We start from the raw sequence: 26598 nt of genomic DNA on the forward strand, positions 1-26598 counted from the left end.
GTGCCACGCATGGCTTTTAGCTGTGGGTGGCGCGATTACTAACCAAGGATGCAGTGATGGAAGAGAAAAAAGCAACATATTCTTCTATTGTGTTTCGTTTTGTGGATACACAAATTAGCAGATTAGAAGGATTTATGCTGGCCGTAAGTGTGGTATTGATGGCTGCCAATACAATAGCCGGCGTCATTAGCCGCTTTGTTTTTAATTATTCGTTTTCATTTACCGATGAACTTAACAGTATTTTTATTATTCTCGTTACCTTTTCAGGCATTAGTTATGCTGCTCGCCAAGGGCGACACATTCGTATGTCGGCAATTTTCGATACATTCCCTGATTGGTTGCGAAAGGGATTTACTATTATCATTTCCGCCATAACAGCGGCAGTGATGTTTTTTTTATGTTACTACGCCGTAGAGTATATCCAGACGCTTATGCAGCGCGGGCGGATTATGCCTGCTCTTGGAATACCTATTTGGTGGGCTTATGTGTGGGTGCCTGTTGGGTTTTTTGTTACAGGTGTTCAGTATGTGCTGACAGTGGTCAAGAACTTACGCGAAAAAGACATTTACCTCTCTACGGATATGCTAGACGGGTACGGCGACATTGACGCCGATATTGAAGTATAGGGGGAAGTGATGGCATTGATGATTTTTTCTATCATGGTAGTGTTGTTGCTGCTAGGATTTCCCATGATGATTCCCCTGATTGCGGGGGCTACAGTAGGTTTTTGGGAGCTTTTTAACGGTGATTTGAGCCGTATGGAGTTCTTGATTCAACAGATGATGGGCGGTATTCGTCCTGCGTCACTCATTGCTGTGCCGATGTTTATCCTCTCTGCAGACATCATGACCCGTGGCCATTCGGCAGATCGATTGATTAATTTGGTAATGGCTTTTGTACGGCACATTAAAGGAGGACTTGCGGTCAGTACAGCTTCGGCGTGCACGTTGTTTGGGGCGGTTTCAGGCTCAACCCAAGCAACCGTAGTTGCTGTTGGTTCACCTTTGCGCCCACGCTTAAAAGCAGGTGGCTACAAAGACTCTTTTATTTTAGCGCTCATTGTTAATTCGAGCGACATTGCTTTTTTAATTCCTCCAAGTATTGGGATGATTATTTATGGGGTAGTGTCTAAGACATCCATTCCTGAACTTTTTATCGCAGGGATTGGGCCAGGATTGTTTATTTTGATGATGTTTTCAATTTACAGCATTATTTATGCGTACAAACACAATATTCCCACTGAGCCTAAAGCAACATGGAAAGAGCGGGCTATTGCCATCTATGAAGCATTATGGCCTCTTGGGTTTCCTGCCATTATTATCGGTGGTATTTTTACAGGGATTTTTAGCCCTACGGAGGCTGCGGCGGTGAGCGTGGCGTACGCTCTTTTTTTAGAAATGGTTGTTTTTCGTACACTAAACCTAAAAGGATTGTACGATACAGCCCTTTCGACAGGCCTTGTAACAGCTGTGGTGTTCATTTTGGTGGCTGCAGGCGCTGCTTTTGCATGGGTACTCTCTTTTGCCCAAGTGCCCCAAGAAATTCTCTCTTCTATTGGCATTTATGATATGAGTGCCACTAGTGTGCTGTATGTTATCTCTATCGCCTTTTTTGTAGGGTGTATGTTTGTAGACCCTATTGTGGTGATTTTGGTTTTAGTTCCTATTTTTGCCCCTGTGGTGCAAAGCGTTGGGCTTGACCCTGTGCTAGTGGGGACAATCATCACACTTCAAGTAGCGATTGGTTCGGCAACACCGCCCTTTGGATGCGATATTTTTACGGCTATTGCGGTGTTTAAGCGACCATATATTGAGGTAGTGAAAGGGACGCCACCTTTTATTTTTATGTTGTTGAGCATGGCGGTATTGCTCATCCATTTTCCAGACATCGCCCTCTTTTTACGCGATATCGCTTTTAACAAATAGGGAGGGGAGACATGTTTCAAAAAATACTAGTTCCCATTGATGGTTCAGAAAAATCCATTGAGGCCGTTAAAGTTGCTAGCAATATCGCCAAAACATACGATGGTGAAATGTTAATCCTTTCTGTTTTTCGTCACCATAGTCTAATGGAACGCTCTTTTTCTATGGCGGGCGTTTCTAAACGTACAGAAAGCCTAGATGAAACACTCAGTGCATATGCTAAAGAGATAGTAGAAGAGGGAAAAAATGTAGCCAAAGAGCTTGGCATTACAAAAATTAGAGGTTTTGTGCGAGGCGGTCAGATTGCTAAGCAGATTTTGAGTTTTGCAAAAAAGAGTGAGGTGGACTTGATTGTTATTGGTTCTCAAGGACAAGGAGATTTAACAGGCTATTTGCTTGGTGGCGTTTCTCATAAAGTAGCGGGCCTTGCTAAATGTCCCGTCATGGTTATCTAATGCCTATTAAGATTTCAAAATACTTGGGTGTATTGGCGGTGAACTAGTCAGAATAAAAACATGCCTTCACTGTTTTTTTACGACTTTACTCACCGACTGATTAAGCCGGTGAGTAAAGTTCTAATCAAACTTGTAACCAATTCTAATCCAAGGAGTCAGTGATGGCGAACAACATGGAGATTTTCGAGCAGTGGGAATCAAAAATCAGAGCGTATTGTCGTGCGGTACCCACGGTATTTGCCTCGTCAAGTAACGCGACGATGCAAGACGAGAATGGTAAATCCTACCTCGATTTCTTTGCCGGAGCAGGAGTGCTGAATTTTGGTCACAACAACGCAGCAATGAAGCGTGCTGTGATTGATTTTATTGAAAAAGATGGTGTAACACACAGTTTGGATATGTACACATCCGTGAAACGTGATTTTATTGAAACCTTTGTGGAGACGATTCTAAAACCCCGTGGCATGAACCACAAACTACAATTTACGGGTCCAACAGGTACCAATGCCGTAGAAGCTTCACTAAAACTCGCCAGACGCATTACAGGGCGCGAGAACATTGTGGCGTTCACTAAAGGTTTCCATGGCATGACGTTGGGTGCCCTTACATGTACAGCTAACCAGTACTTTCGAAACGCCGCGGGCGTGAGTTTGGATTATGTGATTCGACAGCCCTTTGGGTGTGAGAGCCCGTGTAAAGGATGTAGTTTGGGGTGCGGTATGGAGTCGCTAAATGCATTGCGCGCTACCTTTGAAGACCCCGCTTCTGGCGTAAAAGCTCCTGCGGCATTTTTGGTAGAGACCATTCAAGCCGAAGGCGGTGTGCGTGTGGCGAGTCGCGAGTGGCTCCATGGTGTGCAACAACTGGCCAAAGATTTGGGCGCACTGTTTATCATCGATGACATTCAAGTAGGCTCAGGCCGCACGGGCAATTATTTTAGTTTTGATGGCATGGAATTAGACCCGGACATCGTAGTGCTTGCTAAAGGCATCGGGGGGTTTGGAACACCACTGGCCATGACGCTCAATAAGCCCGAGTGGGATGAGCACTGGAGTCCGGGTGAGCATACGGGCACCTTTCGTGGTCAAGGCATTTCGTTTGTAGCGGGTAAAGTGGGCATTGAGTATTTTAAAGACGAGGTATTTGGAAAGGATGTTAAAACCAAGGGAGTATTTATGCAGCAAACCTTGTTGCGCGTGGTGGCCAAACATCCTGAACTTCAACTGCGAGGCAAAGGGATGATTTGGGGTATGGACTTTGGCGTAGGTGAGCCAGTCAAAGCCATTGCGACAGCATGTTTTCAAAATGGTCTAATCATTGGGGCGTGTAGTGGTAAAGGCGAGGTGTTAAAATTTATCCCCCCGCTTACGATTCCCCAAGAAGAACTGGAGCGTGGATTGAAAATTTTTGAAGAGGCATGTGATAAAATCCTAGGAGTAGCCCAATGAGAGAACGCGATGATATGACTTTCCCTTTTGAGGAGTACAAGCGTCGAGTTGATGAGTTGCGTGGGCGCATGATGGAACGCTTGTTGGACGTGGTAATTGTCACAGACCCCGAAAATTTATACTATCTTACGGAATACAAAACCACAGGCTACTCTTTTTTCCAAGCCCTTGTGGTGCCACTTGAGGGCGAGCCTTATATGGTTACGCGTAAGCTTGAAGCCTCTAATGTCATCGCGCGTACATGGGTGGAGATTACCCGTTCATACTCGGATACAGAAGATGCCATTCAAATGCTAGTTACTAGCCTTAGGGAGATGGGTTTGGCCAAAAAACGCATTGGGTATGAGCGTAACAGTTACTTTTTGCCTGCGTACCAACAAGACTCTTTGCTTCATACCCTTACAGGCGGCCAATTGTGTGATTGCTTTGGGATTGTGGAACAAGGTAGGATTATCAAATCTTCCTATGAGATTGAAGTGATGCGCCGTTCTGCCAAGGCAACCCAAGCGGGGATGCGCGCAGGAATCGCGGCAGCCAAAGCGGGCGTGACGGAAAATGAAATTGGAGCAGAAATCTCTTCGGCCATGTTTAAAGCTGGCGGTGAGCCTCCTGCGGTGATGCCTTACGTAACTTCAGGTCCAAGAACGATGATTGGCCATGCTACATGGGAGGGGCGGATTGTGCGGCCTGGCGAACACGTATTTCTAGAAGTGGGTGGGTGTTATCGCCAGTATCATACGGCTATGATGCGCACGGTAGTGTTGGGCGAATTAACCGACAACATGGCATACGCGGAGGAGCGGATGAAATTGGCCCTTAAAAGCGCCAAAGCCTTGATTCGACCAGGGATTAGTGTGTCGGATTTGGATAATTTAATTCGCAACATCATCACCGTGGACGAAGAGCGTGGGATTTTGATTACCCGCTCGGGGTACTCCATAGGGATTGCCTTTCCTCCTAGTTGGGACGAGGGGTATATTTTGAGCCTAGCCCATGGCAACCCTACGGTATTGCGCGAGGGGATGACCTTCCATATCATCCCGTGGACATGGGGAGTGGACGGGGATAAGACGTGCGGCATTTCAGACACCATTCGTGTTACAGCAACGGGATGCGAATCCTTTTTTGAGCTGGATGAGGATTTTGTGGTGAAGAAAGAAGAGGGCAAGGTTGTGCTTCCAGAAAAAAAAGAAGTGTTGCCCTGCGACGAGCCACCGTGCGAGATAGAGGAGCGCAAAAGAGAAGCAAAAAAAGCCAATAAAAAAGGATCAAAATGAGTCAAGCACTAACAGCACGCAATCCTTATACCGAAGAAATTATTTATGAAAAACCCTTAGAGAGCGAAGAAACAATCAATGAAAAACTAGGCAAGGCACAAGAAGTCTACCGCGCGGTGTGGAAAAAAACCACGTACGAAGAACGAGCAGTTTACCTTAATAAAGTCGCTAAAGTTTTGCGCGATGAGGTGGACTATTTTGCCATGCCAATGGTGGAAGAGATGGGCAAGCCCATCAAAGAAGCCAGAGGCGAGGTGTTGAAATCCGCGTGGTGTGCCGAGCATTACGCCGAACATGCAGGGGCGTATCTGGCAACCGAACACATCGCATCAGATGCGACAAAAAGCTACGTACAGTATCTGCCTTTGGGGACAATTCTTGGGGTGTTGCCGTGGAATGCGCCATTTTGGCTAGCCTTTCGCTTCTGTGCCCCCGCACTTATGGCGGGCAATACGTGTGTGATGAAGCACGATTCGCACGTGCCAAAATGCGCCGAAGTAATTGAGCAAGCGTTTATTAAAGCAGGTGTTCCAGAGGGTGTATTTCAAAATCTAGCCATTAATTCAAGCTTGATTGAACCTGTGGTTAAACACGACGCTATCAAGGCAGTTTCCTTTACAGGTTCAGATATGGCAGGCTCAAAGATTGCTGCCCTTGCTGCATCCTTAATTAAACCGTGTGTACTAGAACTAGGCGGGTCAGACCCTAGTATCGTGTTGGCTGATGCAAACCTTGAAGAAGCGGCGGATGTGATTTGCCTTTCGCGCATCATCAACGCGGGCCAATCGTGCATCGCAGCCAAGCGGATTATCGTAGAAGAAGCCGTGTATGAGCCGATGATTGAGCTCTTAAAAACGCGGCTTGCTCAGTTGAAAATGGGTAATCCCAAAGAAGAGAGCACGGACATAGGCCCTATTGCACGCGAAGATTTGCGCGACGAACTACACAGGCAAGTGGAAGCGTCTGTAAAGGCGGGTGCAAGGCTGTTGCTTGGCGGTGAAATCCCTGAGGAAAAAGGGTATTTTTACCCTGTGACGCTGTTGGTTGATGTGACCTCAGAAATGGTGGCAAGTTGTGAAGAGACCTTTGGCCCCATCGCGGTGGTGATGAAGGCTAAAGACGCCAAAGATGCCCTAGGCATCGCCAATAACACCCCTTATGGCTTGGGTGCGAGCGTGTGGACAGAGGGCGCTAAAGGCGAAGCCATAGCTAGAGAAATCGAGGCGGGCCAAGTTTCGGTGAATGGGATTGTCAAAACCGACCCACGCCTGCCTAGTGGGGGCGTAAAGCGTTCAGGCTACGGGAGAGAGCTTGGACCACATGGCATTAAAATGTTTGTGAGTGCCCAACAAGTGTGGGTAGGCCCCAAAAAAGCTTAGCGCTAGGGGGCGCTCTTTATGACCAGTTTGTTATAATGCGACAAACTGGCCAAAGGATTTTTATGTTACCCCTTTCTTTTTTACGCGAGCCTTTTACATGTAAGGATTTTCAAGAAAAAACCACTGCGACGAGGGTGCTCCATGAAACTGCTTGTTAGCGCTCTTGAGCCCTCGGCCAATTTGCATTTAAAGCCTGTGTTGGAAAAGTTGGGACATGTTCAGTTAGAAGGTATTTTTGACCCTGCTTTTGGGACGCCTCTGCTTCCCTCTTCGGCCTTTTCGGTGATGGGTTTTTTGGACGTTGTGCCAAAAATCGCTAAAGCCAAACGGTCGATTAAAGCATTAGCACACATGAGCGAAACCGCAGACCATGTACTGCTCATTGATTCGCCCGCGTTTAATTTGCCTTTAGCTAAGGCCATCAAAGAGCGCAACCCTAAGGCAAAAATCACCTACTATATTCTTCCTCAGGTGTGGGCATGGAAGGCAAAGCGAGTGGCCAAAGTAGAGAAGTATTGTGATAATCTAGCAGCTATCTTGCCTTTTGAAACCCAGTGGTATGCTAAGGCTACGTATGTGGGCCATCCGCTGCTAGATGAAATTTCACAGGTCAAAAAAAGCCTTACATGTAAAGGGGTTATCGCCTTTTTGCCAGGAAGCAGGCCTAAAGAAATCGCAAGGTTAATGCCGTTGTTTAAAAAGGTAGCAGCAAAGCTGGGTCAAAAAGCCTTATTGGTTGTTCCTTCTTTTATTGCTCCAGAAAATATCCCCGCGCTTTATGGTGACACGAGCGGATTTACCGTGTGTTTTAATACCCACGAAGCGCTGTATGCGAGTGATTTTGCTTTTATCTGTTCGGGAACAGCGACACTAGAAGCGGCGTTGATTGGAACTCCTTTTGTGCTAGCATACAAGGCCAATGCGCTGGATTATCAGATTGCAAAGCGGTTTGTGAAGCTCCCTTTTGTGGGCCTAGCCAATGTGATTTTTCACTTTTTGAACGAGCCACCATTGCACCAAGAATTGCTCCAAGGTGCGGTGAGTGAAGCTGCCCTTTTGGAAGCGTATGCGGCGACAGATGGCGCTGCTTTTTTTGAACGCGCGCAAGGGCTTCGGACTATGTTAGGGCAAGGAAGCGCCTCAAATGTTGCAAAGATGATTCAGGTATAATGCGGGTTTACTTTTAACAAGGAGCGCTCATGCAACAAGAGCCAATGACACAGTACGGATACGAAAAACTTGAAGCAGAACTCAAAGATTTAAAGCAAGTTCAACGTCCAGAAATTGTGCGTGAGATTGACATTGCCCGTAGCCACGGCGATTTAAAAGAAAATGCAGAGTACCATGCAGCCAAAGAAAAACAAGCTTTTATTGAGTCGCGTATTCATGAGTTGAGTAATTTATTGAGCCGTGCCAAGATTGTGGATCCTAGCCAGTACGAGCACAGTTCCATTCGGTTTGGTTCAACCTTTACGCTTGAAAACTTGAACACCGAAGAGGAAGTGACCTACACGATTGTTGGGGTTACGGAGAGCAGCCTTGAAAAAGGACTTATCTCAGTAGGTTCGCCCCTTGCCAAACAGCTAATGGGGAAAAAAGAGGGTGATGAGGTGGTAGTGACCTTGCCCTCGGGTCAACAAGAATACGAAGTGCTAAGCGTTGGTTTTGTGCCAATCGTGTTTTAAAGGAGGAGTCATGGCAGAGAAAATTAATGTAGCGGTCATTGGGGCTAGCGGGTACACAGGGCTTGAGCTTTTAAAAATTTTAACCGTGCATCCCATGTTTCACATCACCTATGTGGGCACCAGCGAAGGGGGCGAAGATGTGGTAAAAATGCACCCCTCTTTGCTCAATGTTGCCAAAGGAAAAGCCCAAAAAAGTGAAGCAAGCCAGATTGCCAAAGTTGCTGATTTGGCCTTTTTGGCCTTGCCACATCAAGCGTCTATGGGCTTTGCTAAAGTGCTGTTAGTCCACGGGGTAAAAGTGGTGGATTTATCGGCGGATTATCGGTTGAGTCAAGAAGTGTACGAGGCTCACTATTGCCCCCACGAGGACCCAGAAAACATCCCCAAAGCCGCGTACGGGTTGCCAGAATTACACCGTGAGGCGATTAAATCCGCGCAACTTGTGGCCAATCCTGGGTGTTACCCTGCGGCGTCGCTTTTGGCATTGGTGCCATTTTTGCCTTACATGCGCGCGGATGCACCCGTTTTTATTGATGCAAAAAGCGGGATTTCAGGAGCAGGGAAAAAACCAAACCCCCTGACGCAATTTGTCAACATTAATGAAAACATGATGGCGTACAATCCTTTTTCTCACCGCCATGAACCTGAGATAAAAGAGCAACTCTTTTTGCGTAACAACCAGCCAAAACAGGTTTTTTTCGTTCCTCAGCTTATCCCAATAACGCGCGGCATGTTAGTAAACGCCTATGTACAGCTTAAAGAAAACATCGACCCCGTTGCCGTGCTTGAAGCGTTTTATGCCAATGAACCTTTTGTGCGTGTTCGCAAAGAACCCGTAACGCTTAAGGCGACGGCAGGTAGTCATTTTTGTGATATCTTTGCCAAAGAGAAAGAGAGCGTGTTGTTTCTCTCTTCGTCTATCGACAACCTGCTGCGTGGCGCCTCTTCCCAGGCAGTCGTTAATGCCAACATCATGTGTGGACTGGACGAATACATGGGTATTCCTACGTTGAGCTATGTGCCCTAGCGTTGTCCTCGAAAAAGGTGCTGTTTTTCTTGCGGATGGGCATGAGAATGACCAACGCTCTTACTTAAAAGAGTTTCTCTCCAATGTTGCGTCGGGAGAAATCCCACTTCCGACGCAGCTGTTTCTCATGGGCGATATGTTTGATTTGCTCGTGGGAAACATCTCCTATACGCGTCAATTGCACGCTCAGACCCTTGAAGCCCTTGAGGCCCTAGCCCAGCGTATTCCTGTGTACTACTTGGAAGGCAACCACGATTTCAACCTCTCTGTTTTGTTTTTACATGTAAAGGTGGTTCCCATCGAGCAGCAACCTTTACATGTAAAGACTCCGCAGGGGACATGGCTTTTGTTGCATGGGGACAAGTACGGCTATTGGAAACACCGTTTTTATACACGCTTTATTCGTTCTTCATGGGTGCTATGGGTGCTTGAAAAACTAGACATAGGGTTTTCACGCAGTATCTCAAAGAATCTTTTGGCTTTCTTGGCCCAAAAACATATTTGCAGAAGTATCGAAGGATTTGAGGCAAAAACGCGTGGACGTTTAGAGTTGTATCCATTAAATGGGGTTGTGGGCGTGATGGAGGGCCATTTTCATCAAGACGCTCAGTTTGAGGTGGGATCGGTGCGGTATATTAACTTTTCGAGTTTTGCGTGTGACCAAAGTTATTTTGTTGTACAATGCGTCAACAGCATACACTGTGCCAAACAGTATTTAAGGGGCAACAATGTTTGACGATAACGTGCTCAAGGTGGGCTCGAATGAAATGGAATTGGTCGATTTCCGTATTTTTAAACAGGATAAAGACCGCGTGTATGAGGGGATTTATGGTGTAAACGTCGCCAAAGTCCGGGAAATTATCAAAATCCCAAACCTCACTGAACTTCCTGGTGTTCCTGAATATATTGAAGGAATTTTTGATTTGCGAGGTGTGGTCATTCCCGTGGTAAACCTTGCCACATGGATGAACATCCAAGAACCCACTCAGATGAATATCAAGCCTCGGATTATCATTGCAGAATTTAGCAATATTCTCATCGGATTTATTGTTCATGAGGCTAAGCGTATTCGGCGTATCAGTTGGGATGATATTGAGCCCGCCTCTTTTGCAACGGGCGTGGGTGCCCTTGACCGCAGTCAGATTACAGGTGTGACGCGGATTGAAAATGACGAAGTGTTGCTCATCTTGGACCTTGAGAGTGTTGTGGAAGAGTTGGGCATTTACAAACCCAAAGTAGATGAAAACGATTTCCATATCGAGCAAGTTGTTGGAACGGCACTCATTTTGGACGACAGCACCATAGCGCGCAAGTTGGTACACGATGCGCTCAATAAAATGGGTCTTAAAGTTATTGAAGCCAAAGATGGTATCGATGGCATGAAGAAAATTGAAGAACTCTACGAAGCTTATGGCGCAGACCTTAAAAAAGAATTACGCATTATCGTGAGCGACGTGGAAATGCCAAAAATGGACGGCTTTCATTTTGCAGCCAATCTAAAAGAAGACCCACGGTTTGCAAGTATTCCCATTGTCTTTAACTCTTCAATCAGTGACCATTTTAGTGAATTACGCGGAAAAGAGGCGGGCGGTGAAGCCTATTTGACAAAATTTGATGCTGCGATCTTCTATAAAGAAGTGTCCAAAGTCATCAAAGCACATATTAAAGCTCCAGAGTAGAGGTGGGAATCATGGAAGATATTCAAGAAATTCTCGAAGATTTTTTGGTCGAAGCCTTTGAGCTGATTGAGCAAATTGACCAAGATTTGGTGGAGTTAGAGGCCAAGCCTGATGATTTAGAACTGCTTAATCGTATTTTTCGCGTAGCGCACACCGTCAAGGGATCTTCGTCTTTTTTAAATTTTGACGTACTGACACGGTTGACGCATCACATGGAAGATGTTCTAAACAAAGCACGCCGTGCTGAACTAAAACTGACTTCCGAAGTCATGGACGTGGTGCTAGAATCCATCGATATGATGAAAGCCCTGTTGCATGGCATCCGAGATCACGGTAATGATGTGGATGTGGGTATTGACATCGATGACATCTGCGTACGTTTGACTGCCGTCTCTGAGGGCGATGAAATTCCAGCTGCAGGAGAGGCTTTCATTGATCCCGCTCCTTCCTCACAAATGGTTGAGGAGACGGAAGAAGAGGTAGATGTGTCTGCACTAAATGACGATGAAGTAGAGGCAGAAATTGAGCGTTTGCTTAAACTTCGTAAAGAAGAAGACAGACAGCGTCGTGCACAAAAAAAACAAGAAACACCCAAAGAGAGCTTAAAAAAAGAGTCCGAAGAAGAAGCTGTGGTTGCAAAACCTGTGCGAGCGAGTTCTTCTGAGGAGAGAAGTGCTCCTGCCAAAAAAGGTGCTACCGCTGTTGAGCAAACTATTCGCGTAGAAGTGAAGCGCTTGGATGATTTGATGAATCTCATTGGGGAATTGGTGCTTGGTAAAAACCGTCTCATTAAGATTTACGATGATGTGGAAGAGCGTTATGAGGGTGAGCAATTTTTAGAAGAACTTAACCAAGTGGTTTCAGCGATTTCTATCGTTACAACGGATTTGCAAATCGCGGTCATGAAAACACGCATGTTGCCTATTGCAAAAGTCTTTAATAAATTTCCCCGCATGGTGCGCGACCTTTCTCGTGAACTTGGCAAATCGATGGACCTTGAGATTACAGGGGAAGACACCGAACTAGACAAATCTATCGTAGAAGAGATTGGTGATCCTCTAGTGCATATGATTCGCAATTCATGTGATCATGGCATCGAAGATGCGGCCACGCGCGCCAAAATGGGCAAACCAGAAAAGGGACTTATTGAGCTAAAAGCTTATAATGAAGGTAACCATATTGTCATTGAAATTACTGACGATGGCAAGGGGTTAGACCCTGACATTTTACGCTCCAAGGCGATTGAAAAAGGCATTATTACTGAGCGTGAAGCTGATAGCATGAGCGATAAAGAAGCTTTTGCACTCATCTTTAAACCAGGCTTTTCCATGGCCAAGCAAGTCACCAACGTTTCGGGTCGTGGTGTAGGCATGGATGTGGTGCGCACCAATATTGAAAAACTTAATGGCATTATTGATATTGACAGTGAAATAGGGCGTGGCACGGTAATGAAGCTTAAAATCCCCCTTACGCTCGCGATCATTCAGGCGTTGCTAGTGGGTGCTCAAGAAGAATATTACGCGATTCCTTTGGCCTCAGTGCTTGAAACCGTGCGGGTTCCTATTGATAATATTTACACCATTGAGGGCAAAAACGTCTTGCGTTTACGGGATGAGGTGCTTTCTCTTGTCCGCCTTTCGGACGTATTTGGCGTGAAGCAAGTATTTGAGGGCGGCGATATGACCTATGTGGTGGTCATTGGTCTTGCTGAATCAAAACTTGGCGTTATTGTCGACACTTTGGTGGGCCAAGAAGAGATTGTCATTAAGTCTATGGGGGATTATTTACAGGGCATCGAAGGGATTGCAGGGGCAACCATTCGAGGGGATGGTCGCGTGACACTGATTGTGGATGTGGCGGCGTTGATGGAGATGGCTAAGGGCATTAAGGTTGACATTCGCGCAGCAGCCAAAGAGAGCTTGGCCCATAAGAGTAAACCAAGTGACTACAAAGTACTTGTGGTAGATGACAGTAAGATGGATCGCAATATCATGATGAAATCCATGGAGCCTATTGGTATTACGCCGATTGAGGCTGCTAATGGCCTTGATGCGCTTAATATCATCAAATCAGGTGAGCATAGTATTGATGCGGTGCTTATTGACATTGAAATGCCTCGCATGGACGGTTATACCTTAGCAGGAGAGATTCGTAAATACTCTAAGTATAAAAACCTACCTCTAATTGCTGTAACTTCGCGTACCTCAAAATCTGACCGGTTGCGCGGCGTTGAAGTGGGCATGACCGAGTATATTACTAAACCCTACTCTCCAGAATACCTAGAGAGTGTGGTGCGTAAAAATATCAAACTATCGGAGTAGCACGATGAATGATAAATTAAATAAAATATTGCAAAAACAGCAAAAACAAGTGACAGACCCCGAAGCCAAAAGCCGCGAGGAAGTTATTCAGCTTGTAGGGTTTATTGTTAGTGATGAAGAGTATGCCATTCCGATGCTAAACATCCAAGAAATTATTAAGCCTCTAGAATACACGCGAGTGCCCAGCGTGCCTGATTATGTTCTTGGGGTCTTTAACCTGCGAGGAAATGTCATTCCACTCATAGATTTGCGTAAGAAATTTAACCTTGATTCGACCAAGCAAAGCGAAGATTCACGCTACATTGTTATGAAAGGGGAAAACAATATCGCAGGATTCGTGATTGACCGCTTAACGGAGGCTATTCGCATCCGCCAAGACCGCATCGACCCAGCACCCCAAACCCTTCATGCCGACAAAGGAATGATTTATGGTATTGGCAAACGCGAAGATAGCATTTTGACCATCTTGCGCGTGGAAGCACTGTTAAAACGCGACTTCTGATACTGGGCCGTTTTTAATAGCGGCCCCTCCTCTTTTGTACTTTGAAATAAGGAATATTACCTACCATGATAAAATTATGTGTTTTTGATTTTGACTCCACGTTGATGGATGGTGAAACCATTGACTTTTTTGCTAATGCGATGGGTGTTGGTGAAGAGGTGAGTGTTATTACTGAAAAAGCAATGCAAGGTGAGTTGGATTTTTTTGAATCACTTACACGTCGCGTGGGCCTTCTTCGAGGTTTGGACGTTTCTCGTGTTAATGAAATTTGTACATCCTTGCCCTATATGCCCAACACTAAAGCATGTATTGATGATCTAAAAGCTAGAGGTATTAAAGTGGTTGTGTTTAGTGGCGGTTTTAAGAGTGCTACAAACATAGCAAAAGAGGCGTTAGGATTTGATGCGCATTTTTCAAATACGTTACATGTAAAAGAGGGCAAGCTTACGGGTTTAGTGGGAGGTGAAATGATGTTTGACACCTCTAAAGGCGAAATGCTCCAAGCCCTTCAGGCTCTTTTGCATGTAAAGAAAGAAGAAACCATGGCAGTGGGCGATGGCGCCAATGACCGATCCATGTTTGCCCATGCAGGTACCCGTGTCGCCTTTTGTGCTAAACCCATTTTGAAGCAAGCAGCCAATGTTATTGTGGATCATAAAGATCTCAATGAAATTTTGAATCATCTGTAAGGACGAGCATGTATTTACTAAACGAACGTTTTTCATTGTGGTGCGATTTTGTGGAAAAAGAGTTTTTAGCGAATGGGTTTTTGGATTTAATCAAAGGGGGAAGAATCAATGGCGCAACCAGCAACCCCTCTATCTTTAAAAGCTCTTTTTTAACCTCTCCCGCCTACCAAGAGAGCAAAAAAGCACTAGAAGGAAAAACACCCAAGGAGATTTACGAGGCCCTAGCCATTGCTGACATTCAACAAGCAGCTAAAGTGCTTTTGCCTCAGTATAAAGCTGGGGACGATGGCTTTATTAGTATTGAGGTAGATCCTTTTTTAAGTAATGATGCAAAAGGAACCATCGAAGAAGGAAAGCGTCTTTTTAATGCCATCGGTATGCCTAATGTGATGATAAAAGTACCTGCGACCAAGGCTGGCTTTGAAGCCATGGAGGCACTCATGGGCGAGGGGATTCATGTTAACGCCACTTTGGTGTTTTCCCCTGCGCAAGCCAAAGGTTGTCTGGATGCTTTTGAAGCAGGCGTCAAGGCATGTACTAAAGAGACACCAAAGGGTGTAATTAGTGTTTTTGTAAGCCGTTTTGACCGTAAGTTGGATAGCGTGTTGGCGCAACACGCTATGGCACCTTTTAAGGTGGGGGTAGTTAATGCTATGTCTGTTTACCGCCTGGTTCAAGAGCGCGGACTTTCTCATGTGCGCTGTTTGTTTGCAAGTACAGGCGTTAAGGGCGAAGGGGTGCAATCAGATTATTATGTGCGAGCCCTGCTTTTCCCTAATGCCATCAACACTGCTCCTCTTGAGACCCTTCAGTCCTTTTTGGCTTCAGGCGCCAAAGGGGCACAAGAGCCATTAAATGAGGCGCAAATAACCGCATATTTTCAGGAAATTTCTAACGCCGGGGTGGTGATGGATGAAGTGTATGAGTCCTTGATGAACGAAGGACTAGAAGCCTTTCATCAAGCCTTTCGCGAACTATTAGACGCCCTGCAATAAGGAGACACTATGGCCCTAGCAGAAGTAAACGTTAGTGAATTGACCTTTGAGCAAACCAAGAAACTAAAGCATTACCTTGCTAGACTTATTGAACTGGGCGGAAGTGATTTACATGTAAAGACAGGTTCGACCGTGCGAGGTAGAATCAATGGGGAGATAGTCTCTTTTTCGGATGAGATATTAAGCCATCAAGAAGGGCTTGTGTTAGCCAAAGAGCTACTGCGCTCACGGTTTCCAGAACTTGTAGCACAGAAAAATATTGATTTTACGTTTAAACTCAATGAAGAGTACCGTTTTCGCGTTAATCTTTTTTTTCAAGTGGACGGTGTTTCAGGTGTTTTTCGGACTATCCCTTCAGTGCTCCCTACTTTTGAATCCTTAAAGCTTCCTTCAATCGTCGAGAAGTTTTGTGGTATAACACGCGGTATAGTGTTGGTAACTGGTCCTACAGGAAGCGGAAAAACAACTACATTAGCTTCTATGATTAACTATATCAACCAGACGCGTAAAAAACACATCATTACCATTGAAGACCCTGTAGAGTATGTGTACAAAGATGATCAATGTATTATTAATCAACGTGCCATCGGGCAAGATGCGTTGAATTTTTCTGACTCTTTGCGTGCGGCATTGCGAGAAGACCCCGATGTAATTTTGGTAGGGGAGATGCGTGATCTTGAAACCGTCGAAACCGCACTTCATGCGGCAGAAACAGGCCATCTTGTGCTCTCAACGCTCCACACAGTGGATGCCAAGGAGACCATCAACCGCATTATAGGCATGTTCCCAGGAAGCGAGCAAAATCGCATTAAAATGTCTCTCTCTTCTGTGTTGCAAGGGGTGGTTTCGCAGCGCTTGGTGCGTACAAAAAAAGGTGGACGTATGGCGGCCGTGGAAGTACTTGTTAAAAATGCACGCATAGAAGCATTGATCCTAGAAGGGCGTGATGGCGAAATTTTGGATGCCATCAAAGAAGGAAAAGAAGCCTATAAATCCCAAAGCTTTGACCAAGCTCTTCTAGAACTCTATGCTCAAGGCCATATTAGTTTTCAAGAAGCACTACTAAATGCCTCTTCATCTAGCGATTTGAAAATGAAACTGGAATTTTACGATGCTCAATTGGAGCAAGAGAATACAACACGAGAAGAGTTTTACGCGCAAGAGCGAGTAGATACTGATATTCTGCGTTTAAAACTTTAGCTTTTCTTTAAGGGAAACTTGGTATAATCCAACCCTTATTTTTTCACAAGGATCAACACTATGTTGGAAGGTATCATTAGAGAGAGTATCGAGAAAAAGAGCACTAAAGCTCTTAGACGAGATGGTTATCTAATTGCCAATATTTATGGCAAGGGATTTAACAATATCAATGCAGCGTTCAAAGAGAACGAGTTTATTAAAACCGTTCGCAAAAAAGAGACGTTAGCGTTCCCTGTCAAAGTGGGCGAACAGACATTGCAAGTCGTGATTGTAGAGTACCAAAAAGACCCCATTACAAGCCGTTTGGTGCACGTTGATTTAAAAGTTGCACAAGAGGGTGTCGTGGGTAAGTACATGGTTCCTGTTAAGCCTGTTGGTACCCCCATTGGTTTAAAAAATAAAGGCGTTTTAGTACAATCTAAAAAACGCTTAAGCGTACGCTGCAAAGCAGAAAATCTTCCTGCATTTTTTCCAGTAGACGTAAGCCGGCTTGATGTGGGCGATACAATTTTAGTACGCGACATGGAAACTCCTGAGACTGTCGAAATGTTAGACGCAGATCGCATTGCTGTTCTTGGGGTTATTAAAGCCAAATAAGGCTAAGTTGTGACTTTGATTGTGGGGCTCGGTAATCCCACACAAACGTATGCAAACACACGCCACAATATCGGATTTATGGTCATCGACGCTCTTGTTGGTGACCATGCCGTTACTTCTGTTTCCAAGCCCCAGTTTAAGGGCGAATTGTTTAAATCCTCTCAAACTCTTTTTTTAAAACCTCATACTTACATGAACCTTTCAGGTGAAAGCGTTCGGGCTGTGTGTGATTATTTTAAACCTGATTTGGTAGTAGTTATTCATGATGATTTGGATCTTGATTTAGGTGTGGTGCGCTTTAAAACGGGAGGCGGACACGGTGGGCATAACGGATTAAAATCAATTGACCAACACATTGGTTCGGCCTATTTTAGAATGCGTCTTGGCATTGGGAAGCCTGCCCAAAAAAGTGCGGTTGTTTCCTATGTTCTTCAAGGATTTAAGGCAGAAGAACTCCCTTGTCTTAAGCAAGTGATTAGTCATGGTGCATCCGCAATGGTTGCGCTTCAAAAAAGTTCTCCAGAAGAAGTCACAGCAGCGTTTACATGTAAAAAAGGAGTATGTGCACCATGACAAAACTCTACCAGCGTTACGTAGGAATGGTGTATTTAAAAAATGTCGTTGTCATTTTTGTGGGATTGGTGTTTTTTTACGCGGGAGTAGATTTAATCACCAATGTGAAAGATCTCCCCGATTCGGCAAATCTCCAACTTTTGTATGTGGCTTTAAATGCTTTAACAGCGGTTAATTATGCTTTGCCTTTGGCGATTGTCTTTGGGATGATTGTGTCAAAATTTTCCATGATTCGCTCCAATGAACTTATCTGTATGTACGCTGCTGGTATCTCCAAAACACAACTTCTTAAACCGCTATTTGTGTGCGCTATGGCACTAACAACTGTGTATATTAGCCTTAATTTTACCCCTTTTGTCTACGCCTATGAGTACCGTAGTCATTTGCTTAAAAACCACAACATCGCTCCTATTTCATCAGACTTATTTTTAAAATACGAAACCCGCTATGTGTATATTACCACCCTTGACCCCATCAAGCAAGAGGCCCAAGGGATTAAAATATTTGATGTGGAAGGGACGCGGTTAAAAAGTGTCATGGAGGCAAAGCGAGGTGTTTTTCAGCGTAATGAATGGTACCTTGAGGATGTAACGCTCACCCAAAAACCCACTGTAGAGTCTTTGGAAAGTCCAGGCCTTAATGTCACCACGATGCCACATGCAAAGGCACTTCAGGGGTTTAAGCCAAAAATTATTGAAAATGCCCACCAAGGCGGCATTGCGCTAACCATTGTTGACGCCTTGGATGCTTTGCATTTTTTTTCTGCCCAAGGCATTGATACAAAGGGTGTTAAAACATCCCTTTATACTATGGTTCTTTTTCCGCTGTTTGCGCCTCTTATGGTGGTTATTTTATACTTCTTTTTGCCCGCTTCTGCGCGCTTTTTTAACTTGGCATTGTTGAGCTTTATGTTTGTGATTGCCACATTGAGCACTTGGGGACTTTTGTTTGTGTTGAGTAAATTTTCTACCACAGGGGTGATTTTGCCTGAACTTGGTATTGCTCTTCCTATCGCAGTTATGGCTGGTATTGCTTTATCCCTGTTTTATCAACACCGCTAAATCACAAAGAGTGTTGAGATGCCTTTTAAAAAAGGCATGCAAAGCGTTGTTAACTTAGTTTTAGCCTACTTTTAGTAAAATGAGAGCTTGACCTACCCAAACAAGGAAATTCATGCAGTTTGAGGCGTTAGCGCAACAGTACAAAACCCCCCTTTATGTTTACGATTTTGATGGGATTACTTCCCAGTATGAAGCACTTAAGAATGCCTTTAAAGCCCGCAAATCTCTTATCTGCTATGCCGTAAAAGCCAACTCCAATCTATCAGTCATTCGCCATCTAGCCCAGCTTGGCTCAGGGTGCGATTGCGTGTCAATCGGCGAAGTAAAGCGCGCCTTAAAAGCAGGTGTGCCTCCTTATAAAATTATTTTTAGCGGAGTTGGAAAAAGAGACGAAGAGATTAAAGAGGCCCTTGAATGCGGTATTTTAATGCTTAATCTTGAAAGCGAAGCAGAGATGTATCGCGTCGAAACCATTGCTACGTCTCTTGGCGAAGTGGCGCGCATTAGTATTCGTGTAAATCCCAACATTGACCCCAAGACCCACCCTTACATCTCCACGGGCCTCCATGAAAACAAGTTTGGCGTAGACCTCGATACGGCCAAGCGGCTTTATATTCACGCAAAACACTCTGCCGCGCTAGATCCCGTGGGCATTCATTTTCATATTGGCAGTCAAATTACAGAATTGGAACCTTTTTACGAAGCCGCCAAGGTGGTTTCAGACTTGGTGCGCAACCTCAAAGCCCTTGATATTGAGTTGAAATTTTTTGATGTAGGTGGCGGACTTGGAATTAAATACAGTGAAGAAGAGACCATCAATCCCTACAACTACGCGCAGGTTATTTTAAATACACTTAAGGGCCTTGATGTCACCTTGGTGTGTGAACCTGGGCGCTTTTTGGTAGGAAATTGCGGCTATTTTTTAACCCGTGTGTTGTACGAAAAGACAAACGCAGGGAAGCGCTTTGTAGTAGTGGATGGTGCCATGAACGACTTAATTCGCCCCAGTCTTTATCAAGCATACCACCATGTAGAGTTGCTTGATGGAAAAGGAGAGGAAACGCCTGCAGACATCGTTGGTCCTGTGTGTGAAAGCGGCGATTTTTTTGCGAAAAATATTATGCTCCCTTTAACCCAACATAATGATGTGTTGGTGATTCACAGTGCAGGGGCCTATGGGTTTACTATGAGCAGTAACTACAATACCAGAGGACGTGCAGCAGAAGTGGCAGTTGAAGCAGGACAAAGCCGACTGATTCGAGTACGAGAAGATTTTGAAACGATGATTGCCCTGGAAGAAGCATGCCTGTAGGGTACTTGGTGGATGTGCAAGGCACCTTGCTAAGCGATGCAGATAAATCTCCATTGCCTGGAGCACACGCTTTTATTGAGCACTTAAACGCTTCAAAAACTCCTTATTGTGTGATTACAAACAACACCAAAGAAAAGAGTGAAGATTTTTTAACCCTCTTGCATCAAAAAGGTTTACATGTAAAGCATTACTTGGATCCTTTTATGGTGCTTGATAGCGTCATTGGCACAAAAGAAGTTTTGGTTTTTGGGCCTCAGCCCTTTGAGAAAGTGCTTACATGTAAAGGCTACAACACTCAGCCTAAAGCACCCAAAGCCATGCTCATTGCTAGCGATACAGCCTTCGATGCGCCTGTGTTTGCTACTATGATTGAAGCTGCTTTGAGCGGGGTTCGGATTGTAGGGATGCACGGAACGAGCGTCTACGCAAAAAATGGACGTAAATACCCCGGCGTAGGGGCAATCCTAGCGATGCTCTCCTATGCCACAAGCCGTGAGGCCACGGTGGTTGGCAAGCCAAGCCCTGCTTTTTATGAAGCTGCGCTTGCTTGTTTAAAAACGCAAGATAAAACCCTCTCGTGGAAAAATATTCGTATTGTTAGTGACGATGCTAAGGGTGACTTGCTAGGTGCTAAAGCTCTAGGAATGCACACAACACTTGTGTTGAGTGGAAAATGTCAAAGTAGTGAAGAAATTGCTCCCATCAGAGGAGATATTGACGCGGTGCACCCAACACTGTTAGATGTTTTGGAGGAGATAGTGTGAACCAAATTGAAATGTACCGCAATGCCATTGATGCCATTGATGACCAAATCATTGCCTTGCTCAATGAGCGTATGAAATCTGTTAAAGCTATTGGTCTATTAAAGCAAACCAGCGGTACTTCCATCTACCGACCAGAGCGCGAGCGGGAGATTTTGGACCGCCTCAAAAAAATAAACAATGGTGATTTAAATGATGCCGCCATCGAAGCTGTTTTTTTTGAGATTTTTGCGGTGAGTCGCAACCTTGAAATGCCAGAAAAAGTAGCTTTTTTGGGCCCCAAAGGAAGCTATACTCACCAAGTAGCCCAAAGCCGTTTTGGCGCCATGGGGAATTACCTTTCTCTTAATTGTGTTGAGGCTGTGTTTCGCGTGCTAGCCAATAAAGAAGCCAAATACGGTGTTGTACCGATAGAAAACAATACCGAAGGGGCAGTGGGCGAAACGCTAGATTGTTTGGGTAATTACGATGAGATTAAAATTGTTTCAGAAATCTACATGGACATCCACCACTCTTTTGCAACCTTGTCTGAAGATTTGGAGCATATTAAGCGCATCTATTCACACCCGCAAGGGTATAACCAGTGCCGTAAGTTTTTAGAGGAGCATCAGCTTTTGGATGTAGAGTTCATACCCACCAAATCCACCGCAGAAGCAGCCCAAAAGGCGAGCAAAGAGCCAAAATCTGCCGCTATTTGTTCACATATTGCCGCAAAACTTTACAATGTGCCTATTTTGTTTGGCAAGATAGAAGACAACCTTGCCAACAAAACCCGTTTTTTGATTTTGAGTGATTTTAAAAACAAACCAGGTGAACACAACAAAACGTCAATTCTAGCCAAAACAGATGACAAGCCTGGTGGCTTGGTGGAGTTTTTACAATCTTTTCAAGACAACAAAGTCAACCTCACGAAAATAGAATCCAGACCAGCTAAAGAGCGTGGTTTTAAAACAGTGTTTTACTTGGACTTCGAAGGACATATTGACGATGAGAATGTTCAAAACGTATTAGAACAAAATAAAAACAAACACCAAATCAAATGGCTAGGAAGCTATGTTGCAGGAGAATAACATGACGTTTAACCCCGTATTGGACGGTCTAAAGAACTACGAAGCAGGCAAACCCATTGAGCTTGTTGTGCGAGATTATGGGATTGCACCTCAAGATGTAATCAAACTTGCAAGCAACGAAAATCCACGAGGGTGTAGTCTTGGCGTGTTGGCTGCAATGCAACAGGAAAGTACACGTGCCCATTTGTATCCGGATGATAGCATGTACGAACTCAAAGATGGGCTAGCATCACGTTTTGGTGTAAAAAAAGAAAACGTAATTATTGGCGCAGGGAGTGATCAGGTTATCGGGTTTGCTTTGCACGCCAAGGCAAACCCCAATCAAGCAATTTTGATGGCAGGAGTAACCTTTGCCATGTATGAAATTTATGGCAAACAAACGGGGGCAACCATTCTAAAAACACCTTCAAAAATGCATAATTTGGAGGATTTTAAACAAATGCTTGCCACCCACAAGGGTGCTATCGGCGTGCTTTTTTTATGCCTCCCCAATAATCCGTTGGGTGAAGCGCTTGATGCTGATGAAGTGAAACTCTTTTTGAGGGAAGTCGACCCCAATATTTTGGTGGTCGTGGATGGTGCCTACCAGGAATATGCTAGTTATAAAGACCAAACCAAAGCCCTTGATCCTAGGGCGTTAATTGAGGAATTTCCCAATGTGCTTTATCTTGGCACCTTTTCAAAAGCCTATGGTTTGGGCGGTATGCGATGCGGTTACGGGATTGGTGAAGCAGGCTTAATCCATACATTGCATAAATTGCGCCCTCCCTTTAACATCACGACGTTGAGTTTAAAAGCAGGTATCGAGGCACTCAAAGACGAAGGGTTTGTTGCGCGATGCATGGAGGAGAATTTTTCTGAAATGAAGCGGTATGAAGCAGAAGCAAGGGCACTCGGATTTGATTTTATTGAGAGCTATACTAATTTTATTACGCTAGAGTTCCCAGAGGGAAAAATTGCCTCAAAAATTGCCCAATCCCTACTTGAAAAAGGTATAATTATTCGTGACCTCTCTGCTTATGGGATGAATGCCGTGCGAGTGACTATCGGCACGCCCGAGCAAAACAGCCGATTTTTTGAAAATTTTAAACGCGTATACTGTTAAGATGGGAGTTTAATGGACGTTAAGGTACTGCTCCACCAGATTGGCTCATTGTTTCAAACCCTTTCCTTGCGGCAACGCATTGTTGCAGCGGTTTCCATTGCTGTCGTGATCGGTTTTTTGGTTTTTTTGAGTTTTTATAAGGGTGGTAAATCTTCAGGGTACGCGGGGTATAGCGTATTGTTTGAGAATACTTCTGCTGAAGACTCAGCTTTGATTATTCAGCAATTGGAACTGCGCAAAATTCCTTATCAGATTCATAACGAAGGAACGGTACTTGTTCCTTCGGATGTGGTCTATAAAGAGCGCATCGCAATCGCTGCTTTAGGAATCCCAAAAAACAGCAAAGTGGGTTTTGAAATTTTTGATAAAAACGAATTTGGTGCTACTGATTTTGAACAGCAAATTAAATATTTGCGTGCCCTTGAAGGGGAGCTTTCACGCACCATTGAAAATCTCCAGCCTATCGCAAAGGCAAGCGTTCATATTGCTATTCCAAAAGAGAGTGTTTTTACCGAAAGACAAGCTCCTCCTACGGCGTCGGTGGTTTTGGAACTTCGCCCTTCTATGCGCTTGTCGCCCAACCAAATTACAGGTATAAAAAATCTTGTAGCAGCTTCAGTGGTACGCATGAGTGCGGAGAATGTCAAAATAGTTAATCAAGATGGTGTTCCTTTAGGAGATGATGAGGGGCTTTATGAAAATGATTTAATTCAAAACCAAATCAAATACAAACGGGATTTTGAAGCAGCCTATGAACGCAAGATTACGAATGTTTTGGCACCTGTTATTGGGGGTGTTGATAAGGTTGTGGCAAAGGTTAACATTGACTTTGATTTTGCTAGAAAAGAGAGCATGAGCGAAGAGTATGACCCTGAATCTGTTCCGCGCAGTGAGCAGTTTGTTGAAGAAAACAGAGAAGGAAGACGTCCTGCACAAGTGGGTGGTGTTCCAGGAGCTGTGAGCAATATAGGCCCCGTCGAAGGACTAGAAAGCGATCAGGTTGTGGAAAAACAGAGCAAAAGTTCCGCCACAACAAATTATGAAATTTCAAAACGCGTTACTAATATTAAGGGGCAGTTCGCGACAATTAACCGAGTGAGCGCAGCTGTTGTGGTAGATGGAAAGTATGAATTCCAAACAGGAGAAGACGGGCCAAGAAAGCTAGAGTTTGTAGCTCTCACTCCTGAGCAATTAAGAAGCATTGAAGCGATTGTGCGCCAAACCATTGGGTTTCAAGAGGCAAGGGGGGATGAAGTTACAGTAAGTAACTTTGAATTCAAGCCGCTTCAGCCTGATGGCAGGGTCGCTCCTACTAAAACTTTTGTGAGTATGGCCCATTACTACCTTGAGCCACTTATTCCTCTTTTGAAGTATTTGCTTGTTGGAATTTTGCTCTTTGTCTTTTACAAAAAAGTCATCCTTCCTTTTAGTGAAAGAATGATTGAAGCCAAGGATGATACGGCTGAACTTTCTAGGGCACTGGAAGAAGTGGATGAGGATGAAAGCGCTGAAGACACTTTGGAAAAATTTAGACAAGCACGTAAAAAAGTAGAAGAACAGCTTGGTATCGGGGATGATTTTAATGAAGAAGAGTTGCGTTATGATGTACTTTTGGAAAAATTAAAAACAATGGTAAATGACCGCGGTGAAGATGTTGCCGCCTTGCTTCAAGGTATGATTAAAAGTGAAACAGAATATGGGCCGCAAGGGAAGGATGGGTAGATGATTAAATTAACTGACCAACAGCAAACCATTTACAATGAACTAACCATGCCTGAAAAAGTGGCTATTTTAATGATTCAGCTAGGGGAAGATACAGCAACGACACTGTTTTCACATATGGACGTAGATATTGTAACAGATATTTCCCGTTATATTGCCACAGTAAAGAACATTGACCGACAAGTGGCAGGGGCGGTACTTGAAGAGTTTTATGCTATTTTGCAATCAAACCAGTTCATTCGCAGTGGGGGTATGGAGTATGCCAAAGAGATCTTATACCGAACGTTTGGACCAGAAGTGGCTCAAAAGATTTTAGATAAATTGGCAAAATCCATGGAAAACACCCAAAGTTTTGGGTATCTTTCTCAAATTAAGCCCCAGCAGTTGGCGGATTTTATCATTAACGAGCACCCTCAAACAATCGCATTGATTATGGCACACATGGACCCTACGAGTGCGGCAGAAACTATCTCCTTTTTCCCAGATGAGTTGCGCAGCGAAGTGACAATCCGTATGGCAAATTTGGGCGATATTTCCCCTTCAGTTATCAAGCGCGTTTCTGCTGTTTTGGAGAGCAAGCTTGAGTCTCTTACGTCTTACAAGGTTGAGGTGGGTGGACCTCGAGCGGTGGCGGAAATTCTCAATAGATTGGGTCAAAAAGCCTCTAAAGCAACAATTAGCTATATTGAGCAAACCGATGAAAAACTTGCTACTATTATTAAAGAGATGATGTTTACCTTTGAGGACATCATGAAGCTTGACAATAGCGCTATTCGCGAAATACTAAAGGTTGCCGATAAAAAAGACTTAATGGTTGGGCTCAAGGGAGCTGCAGAAGAGTTGCGCAATAAATTTATGGAAAACATGTCCCAGCGTGCCTCGGAAGCTTTTTTGGAAGAGATGCAATTTTTAGGGGCAGTGCGTGTAAAAGATGTGGAAGAGGCCCAGCGTCGTGTTGTGGATGAGGTGCAAAAACTAGCCGAACAAGGTATCTTGCAAGTAGGTGAGACCGAAGAGATGGTTGAATAATGATACGCACGGTTATTTCTTCAAAAAATATGCACGATCACAATGTGGAGCCTTACCGCTTTAAGGTTTTGGGCACAACGTTTGAGCCAAAGCAAAAACCAGAGCCTTTGGAAGAAAAAAAAGAAGAGGAACCCAAAAAAGAGTCTCCAGCACCCGAACCAACCAAGCCCCTTGAATCAGCGTTTGTGGAAGAGCTTCTTAAGAAAACAGATGAACTTTCTACAAATATTATTAAGCTCCAAATCCAAATAGAAAATCAAGAAAAAGAGTTTGAAAAACGCCTTCACGATGAGATTCACCGTGCCAAAGAAGAGGGCGCTTCCCAGGGCTATGTTAAGGCGCAAGAAGAGCAGCGCGAGGCATTAAAGGCTCTTCAGGGACATTTTTCACGCTCTTTACATCTTTTAGAAGAAGAGCACCAGCGCTTTAAAGTTTTTTTGGAAAAAAGCGAGGCAGAGCTTTCAGAAGCTGCGATTGATGTGGCTAAGGAGGTGGTCAAAAAAGAAATTTCTCACCACTCAACTGCCGTTTCCATTGCTCTTTCGACTGCGCTTATGCGAGAGCTTCAAGATGCAACAAAGCTTGAAATACGGGTGAATCCAAAAAACTATGAAGGGGTCAAAGAGGCACATGAAAAATTTGAGCATATTCAAGTAGGGGTCGATGATGCAATTACGGAAGGCGGCGTGATTATCCTAAGCGATGTGGGCAATATTGATGGGACGATTTCAACACGTTTGGAAAAAATAAAACAAATGATGAAAGAGTAGCAATAAGGATAATGGGCAA

At 44.5% G+C, this 26598-nt stretch carries 26 protein-coding genes; all 26 read left to right on the forward strand.

Features of this window, described 5'->3' with window-relative positions:
* Window positions 1–26: 26 nt before the first annotated feature.
* Window positions 27–626: a TRAP transporter small permease gene (locus tag JWV37_RS01270; RefSeq protein WP_369407631.1), complete on the forward strand. Its 600-nt coding sequence runs from the start codon at window positions 27–29 to the stop codon at window positions 624–626.
* Between the two features lie 9 nt (window positions 627–635).
* Window positions 636–1925, forward strand: coding sequence for a TRAP transporter large permease (locus JWV37_RS01275; protein ID WP_205457840.1), 1290 nt, complete (start codon window positions 636–638; stop codon window positions 1923–1925).
* An 11-nt stretch (window positions 1926–1936) separates the two neighbouring features.
* Window positions 1937–2377, forward strand: coding sequence for a universal stress protein (locus JWV37_RS01280; RefSeq protein ID WP_205457841.1), 441 nt, complete (start codon window positions 1937–1939; stop codon window positions 2375–2377).
* 161 nt (window positions 2378–2538) lie between these two features.
* Window positions 2539–3825 (forward strand): aspartate aminotransferase family protein, encoded by a 1287-nt coding sequence (locus JWV37_RS01285; RefSeq protein ID WP_205457842.1) that lies wholly within the window; start codon window positions 2539–2541, stop codon window positions 3823–3825.
* Window positions 3822–5102, forward strand: a complete 1281-nt coding sequence (gene doeA / locus JWV37_RS01290; protein ID WP_205457843.1) for an ectoine hydrolase — start codon at window positions 3822–3824, stop codon at window positions 5100–5102. The genes JWV37_RS01285 and doeA overlap by 4 nt, the downstream gene beginning before the upstream one ends.
* Window positions 5099–6481: an NAD-dependent succinate-semialdehyde dehydrogenase gene (locus JWV37_RS01295; protein ID WP_205457844.1), complete on the forward strand. Its 1383-nt coding sequence runs from the start codon at window positions 5099–5101 to the stop codon at window positions 6479–6481. The genes doeA and JWV37_RS01295 overlap by 4 nt, the downstream gene beginning before the upstream one ends.
* A gap of 141 nt (window positions 6482–6622) precedes the next feature.
* On the forward strand, window positions 6623–7651 hold the full coding sequence (gene lpxB, locus JWV37_RS01300) for a lipid-A-disaccharide synthase (RefSeq protein WP_205457845.1): 1029 nt from the start codon (window positions 6623–6625) through the stop codon (window positions 7649–7651).
* A 29-nt stretch (window positions 7652–7680) separates the two neighbouring features.
* Window positions 7681–8166, forward strand: coding sequence for a transcription elongation factor GreA (gene greA / locus JWV37_RS01305; protein WP_205457846.1), 486 nt, complete (start codon window positions 7681–7683; stop codon window positions 8164–8166).
* 10 nt (window positions 8167–8176) lie between these two features.
* On the forward strand, window positions 8177–9193 hold the full coding sequence (gene argC / locus JWV37_RS01310) for an N-acetyl-gamma-glutamyl-phosphate reductase (RefSeq protein ID WP_205457847.1): 1017 nt from the start codon (window positions 8177–8179) through the stop codon (window positions 9191–9193).
* A complete protein-coding gene (locus JWV37_RS01315; RefSeq protein WP_205457848.1) occupies window positions 9183–9929 on the forward strand; it encodes a UDP-2,3-diacylglucosamine diphosphatase in 747 nt (248 codons plus the stop codon). The genes argC and JWV37_RS01315 overlap by 11 nt, the downstream gene beginning before the upstream one ends.
* The gene (locus JWV37_RS01320; RefSeq protein WP_205457849.1) at window positions 9922–10872 is read left to right on the forward strand and encodes a chemotaxis protein; all 951 of its coding nucleotides are present in this window, start codon (window positions 9922–9924) and stop codon (window positions 10870–10872) included. Before JWV37_RS01315 ends, JWV37_RS01320 begins: the two co-directional genes overlap by 8 nt.
* Window positions 10873–10883: 11 nt before the next feature.
* Window positions 10884–13193, forward strand: a complete 2310-nt coding sequence (locus JWV37_RS01325; protein ID WP_205457850.1) for a hybrid sensor histidine kinase/response regulator — start codon at window positions 10884–10886, stop codon at window positions 13191–13193.
* 4 nt (window positions 13194–13197) lie between these two features.
* A complete protein-coding gene (locus JWV37_RS01330) occupies window positions 13198–13695 on the forward strand; it encodes a chemotaxis protein CheW (RefSeq protein ID WP_205457851.1) in 498 nt (165 codons plus the stop codon).
* A 65-nt stretch (window positions 13696–13760) separates the two neighbouring features.
* Window positions 13761–14384 carry a phosphoserine phosphatase SerB gene (gene serB / locus JWV37_RS01335; RefSeq protein WP_205457852.1) on the forward strand — a complete coding sequence of 208 codons (624 nt, stop codon included), beginning with the start codon at window positions 13761–13763 and terminating at the stop codon, window positions 14382–14384.
* An 8-nt stretch (window positions 14385–14392) separates the two neighbouring features.
* The gene (locus tag JWV37_RS01340; protein ID WP_205457853.1) at window positions 14393–15379 is read left to right on the forward strand and encodes a transaldolase; all 987 of its coding nucleotides are present in this window, start codon (window positions 14393–14395) and stop codon (window positions 15377–15379) included.
* Between the two features lie 9 nt (window positions 15380–15388).
* Complete coding sequence (locus tag JWV37_RS01345) at window positions 15389–16579, forward strand: type IV pilus twitching motility protein PilT (RefSeq protein ID WP_205457854.1); 1191 nt, start codon at window positions 15389–15391, stop codon at window positions 16577–16579.
* Window positions 16580–16639: 60 nt separating this feature from the next.
* Window positions 16640–17176 (forward strand): 50S ribosomal protein L25/general stress protein Ctc, encoded by a 537-nt coding sequence (locus JWV37_RS01350; RefSeq protein WP_205457855.1) that lies wholly within the window; start codon window positions 16640–16642, stop codon window positions 17174–17176.
* 9 nt (window positions 17177–17185) lie between these two features.
* Window positions 17186–17749 carry an aminoacyl-tRNA hydrolase gene (pth, locus tag JWV37_RS01355; protein WP_205457856.1) on the forward strand — a complete coding sequence of 188 codons (564 nt, stop codon included), beginning with the start codon at window positions 17186–17188 and terminating at the stop codon, window positions 17747–17749.
* Complete coding sequence (locus JWV37_RS01360) at window positions 17746–18810, forward strand: LptF/LptG family permease (protein ID WP_205457857.1); 1065 nt, start codon at window positions 17746–17748, stop codon at window positions 18808–18810. Before pth ends, JWV37_RS01360 begins: the two co-directional genes overlap by 4 nt.
* Before the next feature lie 112 nt (window positions 18811–18922).
* Window positions 18923–20122, forward strand: coding sequence for a diaminopimelate decarboxylase (gene lysA, locus JWV37_RS01365; RefSeq protein ID WP_205457858.1), 1200 nt, complete (start codon window positions 18923–18925; stop codon window positions 20120–20122).
* Window positions 20113–20886, forward strand: a complete 774-nt coding sequence (locus JWV37_RS01370) for an HAD-IIA family hydrolase (RefSeq protein ID WP_205457859.1) — start codon at window positions 20113–20115, stop codon at window positions 20884–20886. The genes lysA and JWV37_RS01370 overlap by 10 nt, the downstream gene beginning before the upstream one ends.
* A complete protein-coding gene (pheA, locus tag JWV37_RS01375) occupies window positions 20883–21953 on the forward strand; it encodes a prephenate dehydratase (protein WP_205457860.1) in 1071 nt (356 codons plus the stop codon). The genes JWV37_RS01370 and pheA overlap by 4 nt, the downstream gene beginning before the upstream one ends.
* 1 nt (window position 21954) lies before the next feature.
* The gene (gene hisC / locus JWV37_RS01380) at window positions 21955–23058 is read left to right on the forward strand and encodes a histidinol-phosphate transaminase (protein ID WP_205457861.1); all 1104 of its coding nucleotides are present in this window, start codon (window positions 21955–21957) and stop codon (window positions 23056–23058) included.
* A gap of 12 nt (window positions 23059–23070) precedes the next feature.
* The gene (gene fliF / locus JWV37_RS01385) at window positions 23071–24780 is read left to right on the forward strand and encodes a flagellar basal-body MS-ring/collar protein FliF (protein WP_205457862.1); all 1710 of its coding nucleotides are present in this window, start codon (window positions 23071–23073) and stop codon (window positions 24778–24780) included.
* The gene (fliG, locus tag JWV37_RS01390) at window positions 24781–25809 is read left to right on the forward strand and encodes a flagellar motor switch protein FliG (RefSeq protein WP_205457863.1); all 1029 of its coding nucleotides are present in this window, start codon (window positions 24781–24783) and stop codon (window positions 25807–25809) included. It begins immediately after the preceding gene.
* Entirely contained in the window at window positions 25809–26579 is a 771-nt protein-coding gene (gene fliH / locus JWV37_RS01395) for a flagellar assembly protein FliH (RefSeq protein WP_275898325.1), read from the forward strand. The genes fliG and fliH overlap by 1 nt, the downstream gene beginning before the upstream one ends.
* Window positions 26580–26598: the final 19 nt, after the last annotated feature.

The sequence above is a fragment of the Sulfurospirillum tamanense genome (assembly GCF_016937535.1).
Classification (GTDB): domain Bacteria; phylum Campylobacterota; class Campylobacteria; order Campylobacterales; family Campylobacteraceae; genus Sulfurospirillum_B; species Sulfurospirillum_B tamanense.